Source organism: Flavobacterium ponti (assembly GCF_042652765.1).
GTDB lineage: Bacteria > Bacteroidota > Bacteroidia > Flavobacteriales > Flavobacteriaceae > Flavobacterium > Flavobacterium ponti.
This window is the reverse complement of sequence record NZ_JBHSGW010000025.1, coordinates 299,138-313,451: the sequence shown is the minus strand read 5'-3', so window position 1 is coordinate 313,451 and position 14,314 is coordinate 299,138. Positions and strand designations below refer to the sequence as shown.

The window sequence follows — 14,314 nt, the reverse complement described above, 5'->3', positions numbered from 1 at the left end:
ATGAATAGAATTACAAGTCTTTTTGGAATTAAATACCCAATTATACAAGGAGGAATGATTTGGAACAGCGGTTACAAATTGGCAAGTGCAGTTAGTAATGCTGGTGGTTTAGGTCTAATTGGAGCTGGTTCAATGTACCCTGAAGTGTTGAGAGAACATATTCAAAAATGTCAAAAAGCAACTAATAAACCTTTTGGTGTTAATGTTCCAATGCTATATCCAGACATTGAAGCAATAATGAAAATCATTGTAGAAGAAGGAGTAAAGATTGTTTTTACTTCTGCAGGAAATCCTAAAACTTGGACACAACATTTAAAAGATAATGACATAAAAGTTGTTCATGTTGTAAGTAGTGCTAAATTTGCCATGAAAGCACAAGATGCTGGAGTTGATGCTGTGGTAGCTGAAGGTTTTGAAGCTGGAGGACACAATGGAAGAGACGAAACTACAACCTTAACTTTAATTCCTATTGTAAGAGAAAAAATAGATATTCCATTAATTGCAGCTGGTGGAATTGCTACTGGAAAAGGGATGATGGCAGCAATGATTCTTGGAGCTGATGGTGTTCAAATGGGAACACGTTTTGTAGCTTCATTAGAATCTAGTGCTCACATAGATTTTAAAACAACAGTAGTCAATGCAAATGAAGGTGATACTCATTTAACTTTAAAAGAATTAGCACCAGTTCGATTGGTGAAGAATAAGTTTTATAATGATGTTCAAGAGTTATATACTAAATGTCCTTCTAAAGAAGATTTAGAAGCTCTATTAGGCAAACGCAGAGCAAAAAGAGGTATGTTTGAAGGAGATTTAGTCGAGGGGGAATTAGAAATCGGACAAATTTCAGGTTTAATACATGATATACTACCCGTTGAAACTATAATTAATAACGTGATGAATGAATTTCATCAAGCACAAAAAGAAACACAACAATTTCAATTTTAATACAAATGAGCAAAAAGTTCGCATTAGTTTTATTCGTTTTATGTGTAGGTTTTACATCCTATAGCCAACAATTCTTGTTTAAAGCAACTAGCTTTTCAGTCACTGAAAAAAATGCTAAAGGGAAATGGTCAGATTGGACAAAACCTGTAAAATCTGAATTAATCATAAAAATTGATGGTGTAAGTCATAGAGTAGTGGTATATTCTGAAGAAATCCAATTATTCAATATTATCAAATACAATGAGGTTAAAAAGACAGAAACAGATATAGTTTCTTCTTATAATTGTGTGGATAATAATGGAATTGAATGTGTAGTTTCTGTTTTTACAAGAAAAAATCAAAATAACAGAAAGCAATTATACATAACCTATGAAGATTTTATTATTGAATATAATATAGAATTTGACAAGCAATGATAACTTTTTTTAACTTATTTGTATTTTTTTATTATCTATATAATACGATAAAACTAATAAAAAGATTAGAAATATGTTTTTAATCGAACTTTATTAATATTTAATCTTTTTTTGTTGATAACTTTTGGTCAAGTGAATTTATTATCGTTACATTGCGATTTATAATTCAAACTTAATCAAAATGGGACTAACTAAACGTATTGGTTTTAAGGAAGATATAAATAATATAGCAGAGGTTTTTAAAGCTTTAGGACATCCAGCTCGAATTCAAATTATGAATATTTTATTGAGTAAGGAATCTTGTTCTTGTGGCAATATTGTTGAGATTCTACCTTTAGCACAATCTACAGTATCCAATCATTTATTAGAGTTAAAGAAAGCAAATTTAGTTAATATCACATTTTCAGGTAAAAGTTCAATCTATTCAGTAGAAAAGGATAAATTGAATGTTTTAAATCAGTTTATAAGTGATTACATTGATAACCTAGGTCCTGAAACATTTACCAAAAAGAAGACTACTCATAAATCTAAGACAATTTCAATTTCAGAGAAAATGGAAGATATTAAACCAGCAATTTCTAAAAAGAAGAAGTCAAGCACTAACTTAAAACAGTATAATTACGAATTTACTCATAAGAAGTAATTAAATAAAAAATCCTATTGTAAAATAGGATTTTTTATTTAAAATAGATTTGGCGATACTATTTTAAGATTTTCATCACATTCAAATCATATCTAATCCTTATTTTTGTAGTTCAAAATCTTTTAAATGAAAAAAATATTTATTGTATTTACTATACTATCATCATTGTTTTCAAGTGCTCAGGAAAAACCAAAATTAGTGGTAGGAATTGTAGTTGACCAAATGAAAATGGAGTATTTATATAGGTTCTCAAGCGATTTTTCTGAAAATGGTTTTAAACGTTTGATGAAGGATGGTTATACTTTTCATAACACGCATTATAATTATATGCCAACTTACACAGCTCCTGGACATGCATCTATTTACACAGGAACAACTCCAACAACTCACGGAATTGTAGGAAATGATTGGTTCAATAAAGCCACAGGAAAAGATATGTATTGTGCAGATGATGAATCAGTGTCAACAGTTGGAAATGGAACTGTTAGTGAAGGAAAAATGTCTCCAAAAAATCTGCAAAGCACTACTATTACTGACGAATTAAAATTAGCAACTAATTTCAAAGGAAAAGTAATTGGCATGAGTTTGAAGGATAGAGGTGCTATTTTACCAGCTGGTCATTTTGCAGATTGGGCTTTTTGGTATAGTTCAACGGGTGCTTTTATTTCAAGTACTTTTTATGGTGAAAATTTGCCAAATTGGGTAACTGACTTCAATAATGAAAAGAATTACGAAAAATACCTTAATAAAGGTTGGGAATTATCTAGACCTAAAGAAGTTTACAATGAAAGTCTAACCGATAATAATCCATACGAAGGAAAATTATACAAGAAAACACCTTTTTTTCCATATAACTTGAAAGATATGTATGATAATAATGATGCTGGTGTTTTGCGTTCAACTCCATATGGGAATAACTTATTAGCTGATTTTGCCAAAATTTCCATTGAAAAAGAACAATTAGGAAAAGATGAAATCACTGATTTTTTAACAGTAAGTTTTTCTTCAACAGATTATATTGGTCATATTTTAGGTCCACGTTCCATAGAATTACAAGATACTTATTTACGTTTGGATGAAACTATAGCTGATTTTCTAAATTATTTAGATAAAACAGTTGGTAGAGGAAATTATTTAGTTTTCTTAACAGCTGATCATGCTGGTGCTGAAAATGTTACTTACATGAAAGATAATAAATACGATATAAATAACATTAATTATCAATCAATTAAAAATGATTTAGTAGAGTTTTCTAAAGTTACTTATGGAGAAAACCTATTATTAGATTATTCAAACTTCAATGTTTTCTTAAACAAGGAATTAATTAAGAAAAAAGGATTAGAAATTTCAAAAGTAAAAGAAGAATTTACTACTTATTTATACAAACAAAAATTTGTAAAAAAAGTCTATTCTGAAGAGCAAATTCTAACAGCTTCAGGAAATGATTTTTACTTAAATTTTATTGCAAATGGTTATGATCCAAGTCAAAATGGTGAGTTAGTAATTACTTTAAAACCAGGTTACGTAGAATATTCTACCACAGGAACAACTCACGGAAGTCCTTATACATATGATACTCATGTTCCATTACTTTTTTATGGCTGGCATATCAAAAAAGGAGAATCATTTGATAGAAAAGAAATTACTCAAATTGCTCCAACAATATCACAATTGTTAAAAATTACTTTTCCTAATGGAACAAAAGCTGAACTATTGCAAGAAGTTTTAGAAAAGTAATAATATTAAAATAAAAAAATCACCTATTCGAGGTGATTTTTTAATTAGTGCGATTTATAAAATAATTAATTTAATTCTTTAAAACTTTAATGATTTTAGTTTCGTTTTGAGAAGTTATTTTAACTAAGTATATACCATTATTAAAACCAGAAAAATCTAAATTTACATCTTTCGAATCATAACTTTTAGTTATCATTTGTTGTCCTAAAACAGTATAAACTTCAATTTGTGAATTTCCTTCCAAATTTGACACTGTAAAAACACCTTTTACTGGATTAGGAAAGTAACTTAATTTTGAGAAAACAGTAGTTTCGTTATTCAAAGTAGTCACAGCAGTGACAGCTAAAAGGGGACTTTCACATCCATTTAAAGTTTGAGAAACATAATAAGTTGTTCCATCGACAAGAACAGTATTTGTTGGAATTTGAGTTGTTCCAGTAGCATCTGAATACCATGTTAAAGCTGTCCCTGTTACAGTTAAATCAGCTATAGTTTGACCTAATGTAAAGAGTTGTTGTGCATCTCCAGTTGGTTGATTGGTTGTGTTGACAGTTACTACTGTTTCTTGTCTTGTAGAAACGCAATTTACAACAGGTGTATAGTTCCAATTATAAAAGAAATAATAAACACCTGGATTAGAAGTTAGAGAATTGTTAATGGTTCCTTGAGTAACACTACCAACAGTTCCAATTGCAAATGGAAAAGAATTTGATCCAAGATCACGAATCATAGATGGACTACTAACAGCTAAAAGACGATATCCATTTCCTACCGGAATTGTATAATTTAAAGGAACAGTAAATTGTACTGGATTAGAACCTGTTCCACCAGCTGGTGTACTAATTGTCCATGTCTGTAACACAGTTTGATTGCTGTCTTTTAAATCAATAACTAAAGTTCCTGGTGAACTCGAAGATAAAAAAACATCTACTGAATTTAATATAAAACTTTGAGAAGCATTAAAAACTAAACCCCAAGGAGCAGTTCCTGCGTTAACAGTTGTTCCTGAGGTAGTAGTTTTTGTTAATTTACCTCCTCCAGAAGTAGTTGTTCCAAGAATTTGTTTTCTTGATTCAGCCCAAAAGGAAGTAGTTGTATTTAATGATGTTGTTTGGTAAGGATTTCCTGTATAAAGTAAGGTGCCATTTGTTGCTGCATCATACCAATATACGTCATCACCATCGTGAGTTGCTGTTAATGTAGTGTTTGTTCCACCACAAATTGTTGTTGTTCCAGATACATTTGTTATTGAAGTTGTGCAGGTTTGTGCAAACGACAAAGAATTAATAAAAAGAACAAATAATAAAGCATTGATTTTTAAGTAATTGTTTTTCATATTTTATGCATTTTAGTTTTTATAATACTAAATTACATAAAATATGAATACAAAAATAAAATAGTTAACTCACTGTTTCTTCGTAATTTAATTTACTTGTTTCTAGGTCGATAACGATTTGATTTTTTAATAAATCTTCAAAATTTTCACGCTCACGTATTAAGTGACCTTTTCCGTTAAACCACAAAACTTCAGCAGGTTTGAATCTTGAATTATAGTTGGAAGCCATTGAATAACAATAAGCACCAGCGTTTCTAAAACAAAGAATATCTCCTTCAGTTATTTCAGGAATTCTTCTGTTATTGGCAAATGTATCAGTTTCGCAAATATAACCTACAACAGAGTAGAAGCGTTCTTTTCCTTTTGGATTAGAAATATTATCAATATGATGTTGAGAACCATATAACATTGGACGAATCAAATGATTAAAACCTGAATCGATTCCAGCAAAAACAGTTGAAGTTGTTTGCTTTACCACGTTTACTTTTGCTAAAAATACACCAGCTTCACTAACTAAAAATTTTCCTGGCTCAAATGCTAATGTTAATTCACGGCCATATTCTTTTTCGAAAGCTAAAAATCTTTTAGTTAATTTTTTTCCAAATTCTTCCACATCAGTTTCAATATCATCAGCTTTGTAAGGTACTTTAAAACCACTTCCAAAATCAATAAAATCAAGTTCTTTGAAATGTTTAGCAGTGTCAAATAAAATTTCTGCTGCATATAAAAACACACCAACATCTAAGATATCTGAACCAGTATGCATGTGGATTCCGTTGATATGCATTTTTGTGTTTTCCACAATTCGCAATAAATGAGGTAGTTGATGAATAGAAATTCCGAATTTACTATCAATATGTCCTACAGAGATATTTGCATTTCCACCAGCCATAACGTGAGGATTTATACGAATACAAACTGGAGTCTTTGGATGTTTTGTTCCAAATTGCTCTAAAATTGAAAGGTTATCAATATTAATTTGAACTCCTAAAGTAGCTACTTTTTCAATCTCTTCCATTGAAACTCCATTTGGAGTGTATATGATTTGAGAAGGTTCAAAACCAGCATGAAGACCTAATTTTACTTCTTGTATAGAAACAGTATCTAAACATGAACCTAAACTCTTTAAATATTTTAAAATAGAAATATTGGATAAAGCTTTTACAGCATAATGTACTCTAAAGCGTTCAACTTTATTAAAAGCATTTGTTAATCTTTTGTATTGTGATTCTATTTTTGAAGCATCATAAACATATAAAGGGCTGTCAAATTCATTTACTAACTGAAGTAATTCTTGTGTTTTCATTTTTTTCAATTTTATATTGGCAAATGTATAAGTAAAATTATTATAAATTTATTTTTTAACCAAAAATAACAAAAAACAACATTTTGTTATATTAATATAATAAATAATGCTTTTTTGTTATGAAAATAATCTTCAATTAAAGAATATATACTCTTAATAAAAAAAAAGAAAATAGTTAGCGAGTTACAGAATAGTTTGTTATTTTTGTGGCACTTTTTAAACAAGATAAACGCATCACAATTATGAATTTACACGAATATCAAGGTAAAGAAATATTAGCGAGTCACGGTGTTCGCATCCAAAGAGGTTACATAGCTAACAATCCTGAAGAAGCAGTAGCTAAAGCTAAACAATTAACAGCAGAAACAGGTACAGGATGGCACGTAATTAAAGCTCAAATCCATGCTGGAGGAAGAGGAAAAGGTGGAGGAGTTAAATTAGCTAAAAATTTAGATCAAGTTGCTGAATTAGCAGGTCAAATTATTGGTATGGATTTAATTACACCACAAACACCACCAACAGGGAAAAGAGTACATAAAGTTTTAGTAGCTGAAGATGTATATTATCCTGGTGAAAGTGAAACATCTGAATTTTATATGTCAGTTCTTTTAAATAGAGGAACGGGAAGAAATATGATTATGTATTCTACTGAAGGTGGAATGGATATTGAAGAAGTGGCAGAACACACACCACATTTAATTTTTACAGAAGAAATTGATCCTGCTGTAGGATTACAAGCTTTCCAAGCAAGAAGAATTGCTTTCAACTTAGGTTTAAGTGGAAATGCATTCAAAGAAATGACAAAATTTGTTGCTTCATTATACAATGCTTATGTTGGTTCTGATGCTTCTATGTTTGAAATCAATCCAGTATTGAAAACTTCAGACAACAAAATCATGGCAGTTGATGCTAAAGTAAATATTGATGATAATGCATTATACAGACAAGCAAAAATTGCTGAAATGCGTGACATTAGAGAAGAAAACCCTATTGAAGTTGAAGCAAAAGAAGTTGGGTTAAACTATGTTGACCTTGACGGAACAGTTGGATGTATGGTAAACGGAGCTGGATTAGCAATGGCTACTATGGATTTAATTAAATATGCAGGTTTTGAACCAGCTAACTTCTTAGACGTTGGTGGAACAGCAGATGCAAAACGTGTGGAAACTGCTTTTAGAATTATCTTAAAAGATCCAAACGTAAAAGCAATTTTAATCAACATCTTTGGTGGAATTGTTCGTTGCGATAGAGTAGCACAAGGAGTTGTAGATGCTTACAAAAACATGGGTGACGCTATTAAAGTGCCAATCATTGTAAGATTACAAGGAACAAATGCTGAAATTGCAAAAGAATTAATTGATAATTCTGGAATGCCAATTTTATCAGCAGTTCAATTTCAGGAAGCAGCTGACCAAGTAAAGAAAGCACTTTCTTAAGTAGAAATAAAAGTTTTATATATAGAAAATCCCAAGTTTAGGCTTGGGATTTTTTTTTGTTTTGATATAAATCAATGTTTATAAAAAATAGAGTCATGGAATTTAATAAATATGAACAAATAATAAATCAATCCTAATAAATTATAGATAAAAAATGTTTTTTTGGATTTTCTTTTAGAAAATAAAAAGATAAAAACTGGTACTAAAAACAAATGAATTGACAATAAAAGAATAAGTGTTAATAAACCATAACCCATTGGTTCAAAAGAATCTTTGAAAATATTAAAAGTGATTGGTATGAAAATAAAAACATTACAAATAATAATTACAGTTGAAAAAAAATAATTTAAAATCAATAACTTGTTTTTCATTTACAATCCTTCAATAATACATATTTCAGTATTTGGTTTAATTTTTTGATTCAAGGGATGCATATAAATGATTTTTCCTGTTACGAAGCTTTCTAATTCCATGACAACTTTATCATTTTCTATTTCACAAATAACGTCTCCATATTCGATAATTTCATCTGTTTTTTTTAACCAATTTGTTATTATTACGTCTTTATTTTTGCCTAAATCAGGTGCAGTTATAGAAAATTTTTCACCTCTGTTTAGTGTTTTTTCATAATTGGTATTTTTTGAATTACTACTCATTTCTACATTGCTTTTAAAATATGGATTTTTTTTGAGTTCATTAGTTAGTTCTTGTTTCCTTTTACTAAATAGTATATCAAATATTTTTTTTAACATTCACTTTGTTTTAATAAGTAAATATATAAAATTTCAAATTGGTTTCAAGCTAAAAACAATTTTGTATATTGAATTATATAATTTTATCTTCGCATCCGCGTTATAAACGTTGACTCAACATTTGCTATGTTAAAGAATTGCCTTATTATGTGTTTTATTTTCCTTTCGACCTTATCTTTTGGTCAAATTGGAGGTAAATATGTATACCAATTTTTAAATCTAGCACAATCTCCAAGACAAGCTGCTTTAGGTGGAAAAACCGTTACAGTGGTTGATTATGATGTAAACCAAGCTTTTTATAATCCAGCGACAATTAATCCAGAAATGGATAATCGTTTGTCTGCTAATTATGGAAACTATTTTGGGGAAGTTACTTACGGAACAGCTGCTTATGCTTATACCTATGACAGACATGTGCAAACTTTTCATGCTGGTGTAAATTATATCAATTACGGAAACTTTGAAGGAAGAGACGAATTAGGGAACATCACAGGTGAGTTTACAGGAAGTGAAATTGCTCTTTCTTTTGGATATGCTCAAAATATTCCTTGGACTGATTTTTATGTGGGTGCTAATGTCAAAATGATATCATCTAGTTTGGAAAGTTATAGTTCATTTGGTGTTGCAGCTGATTTAGGAGTTTTGTATATAGATGAACCTAACGATATTAATTATGGTTTAGCCATTCGAAACGTGGGTTACCAAATCAAACCTTATGCTGATACTAATGAAAAATTACCTTTAGCTATAGATTTTGGAGTTTCTCAATTGATGGAAAATGTACCTATTCGTTGGCATTTTACACTAGAAAATTTACAACAATGGCAAATTGCTTTTTCAAATCCAAATAGGGCAGAAGGTTCCTTAGATGGTTCAGTTCAAGAAGAAAAAGTTTCATTTTTCAATAATGCTTTGCGTCACGTAATAGCAGGAGCAGAGCTGTTTCCAGATAAAGGATTTAGTATTCGTTTAGGGTATAACTTTAGAAGAGCTGAAGAATTGCGAATTGTAGATCAAAGAAATTTTTCTGGAATTTCAGCAGGTTTTGGAATTCGTTTTGGAAAAGTTCGATTTGACTATTCGTATTCAAGATATACTGTTGCAGCAAATACCAGTTTATTTGGAATGATGATTAATTTGCAATAAGTTAACAGTTAACAGTTAACAGTTAATGGTTGTTGGTTGAATAAATATTCTCTATTTTTGAAAATCATTCCAACAATAAACTATTAACAATAAACCACAAACATAAAAGAGTTTGAAAAAAATTACAATTGCCATAGACGGATTTTCGTCCACCGGAAAAAGTACGTTAGCGAAACAATTGGCTAAACATTTAGGTTATGTATATGTAGACACTGGTGCAATGTATCGTGCAGTAACTTTTTATGCGATGCAGAATGGTTACGTTTCCGAAGAGCATTTGAATAAAGAAGCACTTATAAACGATTTACCAAATATAAATTTACAATTTCAGTTTAATGACAATTTAGGGTTTGCTGAAATGTATGTCAATGGTAAAAATGTTGAAAAAGAAATCAGAACGCTTGATGTTTCGCGTTGTGTGAGTCAAGTGGCTGAGATTTCTGAAGTGCGAAGTAAATTAGTAGCTTCTCAACAAGAAATGGGCAAAAATAAAGCCATTGTAATGGACGGAAGAGACATAGGAACCGTAGTTTTTCCTGAGGCTGAATTAAAAATTTTCATGAACTCAAGTGCACAAACACGTGCAGAAAGACGTTTCAACGAATTAATAGAAAAAGGACAACACGTTACTTACGAAGAAGTCTTACAAAACGTACAAGAACGCGATTATATCGACACACACCGAGAAGATTCTCCTTTGGTAAAAGCTGATGATGCTATTGAAATTGACAATTCTGCTATGAGCAAACAAGAACAATTTGATTTGGTGATGGATTTGGTGGGTGAGAGGGTTTGAATTTTTTTAATATTAAATAAATTTTAAAATAGAACCCTATATTAACTGAGTTATTTAATATTTAGATTCCTTTTTTACAAATTTTTTTGTTTCTTCGTTTAGAATGTAAATTTCAGGTTTACAATATATACAATCATTATAATAGTAATTTTCTTCTTCCGGTGGATTAATAATTAGCATTCTACTATCTTTTCTGAATTCTGAACCAACTGATGATTCTGGTGCGTCATAAATTTTACCATTCCTTCTGTCAATAAGTACATTCATTTGACAAGGACTACCACAGCCCCATTTCGCAAAAGTATAATGACCTGCAAAAAGCGATTCGGGATTGTCGTAATCATTTCTAATGGCAGTTCTAAATTTTTTCCCTAATTCATGAGAGTTTAAATCCAATTTTGCTTTAACATTTTCAATCTCTACTTTAAAATCTTGAAAAGATATATAAGGCTCAAATTTCAATAAAACTTTAGTAATTTGATTTTTTTGAATAGAAGTGTCCCCATAGATTTTTATGTTTCCTTCGGATAATATAAGATCAGAAAAAATATTATCTTTTTTTGCTTTAGAATTAGATTTTATTGAATCAATTTCATTTTTTGGTTCACTCATTTTTTTATTTTTATCAGTACAAGATAAAATCAGTTGTAATAATATCAAAATGAAAAATATGTTTTTCATAATCACTTAGCTTTTTAATATTCTTAATTTTATAAATAAAATTAATAGTTTAAGAATTTTTAATTATTTATTTGCAATTAATGGTAAATAGATAAATTTATGACAAAAGATTACAAGACAAAACTCCTTGTTGAATTTTCGGAGAAAATTCAGAACACTAAGCCGAGCCTAGCAAGTTCTACAAACGGTGGTTAATAGCAGGCTTTATTTAATTTTATTAATAAAGTATATATCTTTTATTAGAAAACTTAATGAGTCTTTGTATTTATTTGCAATACTATCTTGACCGAAAATTTTATAATATTCATTTGTTTTTGAATATCTAAAACCTTTATTTTTATAATTAAAACCTATTAATTCAGCATAGTTTGATTCTATCTCTTCAGGATTCAATTCATTCATTAAATTTATAAAAACCTTATACTTAATAAATAAAAAATTTGGAAATCTTGAAAATTCTATGGGAATTTCTTTATAAACTTCGTAGGCTTCAATATTATATCCTTCTTTATATAGTTTTATACATTTTTCTAGTTTATTGTTTGCAAAATTAAAACTTGGTTCATTTGTTTTAAAAATAGCATAATTTATGTAGTTACTCCTCATGTCAAGACTAGTTGTATAAGAGTAAAAATTATCTATCTTAATTATCTCATTTTTATTTATTAAAACTATTTCTGTTACTTCAACATTGTTTTTTAATTCTGTACAGATTATAAAATGAAATTTGTCTTTGGATTTAAAATGATTAGTGATTTCGATTTTTCCATTTAAATTCTTAGAAAGATTCTTAAAATATTCTGCACATTTTTTTTCGTAATTAAATTTAGAATTAAAAATTTTTCTATCTACTTTGTTTGTATAACCCAATGAGTCAGAAATTTTATCTATTTCTTTAATAACATCTGTAACATTAAATAAATTATCGTAATTCTGATTTTTATTTTCTTTTACTTTAGAAATTAATTTTTTGGTAAATTCTAAATAATCTTTTTCTGTAACTTCATTTTTAGAACAAGAAATTAATAATAAAATGATAAATGTGTTTATGACGTATTTCATTGTGCTTAATGTTAACTTGTATATATGCCTTTCACCGTGCAAACATTTACAATTATATATAATCGTTTTGTAATTGATTGTAAATATAAAAATTTAAAACATTTCTTAACTCATTAATTTTCCCTACAAACCTATTGCTATTTCAGAAATAATTATTAATTTTGCAAACCTTTTGGTAGAGATGAGTTTCCATTGGGTATCAATAATTTACAAAAATCACTTCTGTTGTTTTTAACTACATAAGAAACTCAATAAAAACACAGAATACAAATTTTATTATCAGCATGTCTGAAACAACAAAAACACAAGAACAGTTTTTAGCAGATTTTAACTGGCATAACTATGCAGAAGGTATAGATGTCGTTGACGAAAAAAACTTACAAGAATTCGAAGATTTAGTAACTAAAACATTCATCGACACTAAAGATGATGAAGTAGTTGAAGGTACTGTAGTTAGAATCACTGATAGAGACGCTATCGTTGATATCAATGCTAAATCAGAAGGTGTTATTTCATTAAACGAATTTCGTTACAACCCAAACTTAAAAGTTGGGGACAAAGTAGAAGTATTAATTGACATCCGTGAGGACAAAACAGGTCAGTTAGTATTATCACACAGAAAAGCAAGAACTATCAAAGCTTGGGATAGAGTTATCGCAGCTAATGAAACTGGAGAAATCGTTAACGGTTTTGTTAAATGTAGAACTAAAGGTGGTATGATTGTAGATGTTTTCGGAATTGAAGCATTCTTACCAGGATCTCAAATTGATGTGAAGCCAATCCGTGACTACGATCAATATGTAAACAAAACTATGGAATTTAAAGTTGTGAAAATTAATCACGAATTTAAAAACGTAGTAGTATCTCACAAAGCTCTTATTGAAGCTGATATTGAGATTCAGAAAAAAGAAATCATCGGTCAATTAGAAAAAGGACAAGTATTAGAAGGTGTTGTTAAAAACATTACTTCTTATGGTGTGTTCATTGACTTAGGTGGAGTTGATGGTTTAATTCACATTACTGACTTATCTTGGTCTAGAATCAATCACCCAAGTGAAGTATTAGAATTAGATCAAAAATTAAACGTTGTAATCCTTGATTTCGATGATGAGAAAACAAGAATTCAATTAGGTTTAAAACAATTAAACGCTCATCCTTGGGATGCTTTAGGTGCTGACTTAGCTGTTGGAGATAAAGTAAAAGGTAAAGTAGTTGTTATTGCTGATTATGGTGCATTTGTTGAAGTAGCTGAAGGAGTTGAAGGACTTATTCACGTTTCTGAAATGTCTTGGTCAACACACTTACGTTCAGCACAAGATTTCATGAAAATCGGTGATGAAGTAGAAGCAGTTGTTTTAACTTTAGATAGAGATGACCGTAAAATGTCATTAGGTATCAAACAAATGACTCAAGATCCATGGACAGATATTACATCTAAATTCCCAGTTGGTTCAACACACACAGGTATCGTAAGAAACTTTACAAACTTTGGTGTATTTGTTGAATTAGAAGAAGGAATTGACGGTTTAGTTTATATTTCTGACTTATCTTGGACTAAGAAAATCAAACATCCATCAGAATTTGTAAATGTTGGTGATAACTTAGAAGTAGTAGTATTAGAATTAGATGTTGAAGGACGTAAATTATCTTTAGGTCACAAACAAACTACTGCTAATCCATGGGATAAATATGAAGATGCTTTCGCTGTAGGAACTATCCACAATGGTGAAATTTCAGAAATCGTTGACAAAGGTGCAACTGTTGAATTTGGTGATGATATCGTTGCTTTTATTCCAACAAGACACTTAGAAAAAGAAGACGGTAAAAAATTGAAAAAAGGAGAAACTGCTGATTTCAAAGTTATCGAATTCAATAAAGAATTTAAAAGAGTAGTTGCTTCACATACTGCAATTTTCCGTGAGGAAGAAGAAAAGAATGTAAAAGCTGCTGTTGAAACTAATTCTTCAAACAACAATTCTGAAAAATCTACATTAGGAGATATCGATGCATTAGCTGATTTAAAAGCTGCAATGGAGAAAAAAGAGAAAAAATAATTTT

13 protein-coding genes are annotated in these 14,314 nt (G+C 29.5%); 8 read left to right on the top strand and 5 right to left on the bottom strand.

Features of this window, described 5'->3' with window-relative positions; translation table 11 throughout:
• The 4 genes from ACFO3U_RS09795 to pafA all read left to right on the top strand — a co-directional run bounded on the left by ACFO3U_RS09795 (position 1) and on the right by pafA (position 3,741).
• Positions 1 to 945 (top strand): NAD(P)H-dependent flavin oxidoreductase, encoded by a 945-nt coding sequence (locus tag ACFO3U_RS09795; protein WP_379741351.1) that lies wholly within the window; start codon positions 1 to 3, stop codon positions 943 to 945.
• Between the two features lie 5 nt (positions 946 to 950).
• Positions 951 to 1,361 (top strand): hypothetical protein, encoded by a 411-nt coding sequence (locus ACFO3U_RS09790; RefSeq protein ID WP_379741348.1) that lies wholly within the window; start codon positions 951 to 953, stop codon positions 1,359 to 1,361.
• Between the two features lie 181 nt (positions 1,362 to 1,542).
• Complete coding sequence (locus ACFO3U_RS09785; protein ID WP_379741345.1) at positions 1,543 to 2,004, top strand: ArsR/SmtB family transcription factor; 462 nt, start codon at positions 1,543 to 1,545, stop codon at positions 2,002 to 2,004.
• 126 nt (positions 2,005 to 2,130) lie between these two features.
• Positions 2,131 to 3,741, top strand: a complete 1,611-nt coding sequence (pafA, locus tag ACFO3U_RS09780; protein ID WP_379741342.1) for an alkaline phosphatase PafA — start codon at positions 2,131 to 2,133, stop codon at positions 3,739 to 3,741.
• 70 nt (positions 3,742 to 3,811) lie between these two features.
• Here the strand turns inward: pafA and ACFO3U_RS09775 are convergent, their stop codons facing one another.
• Positions 3,812 to 5,077 carry an Ig-like domain-containing protein gene (locus ACFO3U_RS09775; RefSeq protein ID WP_379741339.1) on the bottom strand — a complete coding sequence of 422 codons (1,266 nt, stop codon included), beginning with the start codon at positions 5,075 to 5,077 and terminating at the stop codon, positions 3,812 to 3,814.
• 64 nt (positions 5,078 to 5,141) lie between these two features.
• Positions 5,142 to 6,383, bottom strand: a complete 1,242-nt coding sequence (lysA, locus tag ACFO3U_RS09770) for a diaminopimelate decarboxylase (RefSeq protein ID WP_379741336.1) — start codon at positions 6,381 to 6,383, stop codon at positions 5,142 to 5,144.
• Positions 6,384 to 6,625: 242 nt separating this feature from the next.
• Here lysA and sucC point away from each other — a divergent pair, with 242 nt between their 5' ends.
• Complete coding sequence (sucC, locus tag ACFO3U_RS09765) at positions 6,626 to 7,819, top strand: ADP-forming succinate--CoA ligase subunit beta (RefSeq protein WP_379741333.1); 1,194 nt, start codon at positions 6,626 to 6,628, stop codon at positions 7,817 to 7,819.
• 371 nt (positions 7,820 to 8,190) lie between these two features.
• Here sucC and ACFO3U_RS09760 read toward each other — a convergent pair whose 3' ends face one another.
• Complete coding sequence (locus tag ACFO3U_RS09760) at positions 8,191 to 8,475, bottom strand: biotin/lipoyl-containing protein (protein WP_379741330.1); 285 nt, start codon at positions 8,473 to 8,475, stop codon at positions 8,191 to 8,193.
• A 222-nt stretch (positions 8,476 to 8,697) separates the two neighbouring features.
• Here ACFO3U_RS09760 and porQ point away from each other — a divergent pair, with 222 nt between their 5' ends.
• Together porQ and cmk are read left to right on the top strand one after the other, a co-directional pair.
• Positions 8,698 to 9,717 (top strand): type IX secretion system protein PorQ, encoded by a 1,020-nt coding sequence (gene porQ, locus ACFO3U_RS09755; protein ID WP_379741327.1) that lies wholly within the window; start codon positions 8,698 to 8,700, stop codon positions 9,715 to 9,717.
• 112 nt (positions 9,718 to 9,829) lie between these two features.
• Positions 9,830 to 10,513 (top strand): (d)CMP kinase, encoded by a 684-nt coding sequence (gene cmk, locus ACFO3U_RS09750; RefSeq protein ID WP_379741324.1) that lies wholly within the window; start codon positions 9,830 to 9,832, stop codon positions 10,511 to 10,513.
• Positions 10,514 to 10,567: 54 nt separating this feature from the next.
• On the opposite strand, the gene ACFO3U_RS09745 is transcribed toward cmk, so the two are convergent.
• Both ACFO3U_RS09745 and ACFO3U_RS09740 read right to left on the bottom strand, forming a co-directional pair.
• On the bottom strand, positions 10,568 to 11,194 hold the full coding sequence (locus ACFO3U_RS09745; RefSeq protein ID WP_379741321.1) for a hypothetical protein: 627 nt from the start codon (positions 11,192 to 11,194) through the stop codon (positions 10,568 to 10,570).
• A gap of 204 nt (positions 11,195 to 11,398) precedes the next feature.
• Positions 11,399 to 12,256: a hypothetical protein gene (locus ACFO3U_RS09740; RefSeq protein WP_379741318.1), complete on the bottom strand. Its 858-nt coding sequence runs from the start codon at positions 12,254 to 12,256 to the stop codon at positions 11,399 to 11,401.
• Between the two features lie 284 nt (positions 12,257 to 12,540).
• Between ACFO3U_RS09740 and rpsA the strand changes: the two genes are divergently transcribed.
• Complete coding sequence (rpsA, locus tag ACFO3U_RS09735; protein WP_379741315.1) at positions 12,541 to 14,310, top strand: 30S ribosomal protein S1; 1,770 nt, start codon at positions 12,541 to 12,543, stop codon at positions 14,308 to 14,310.
• The last annotated feature ends 4 nt before the right edge of the window (positions 14,311 to 14,314 follow it).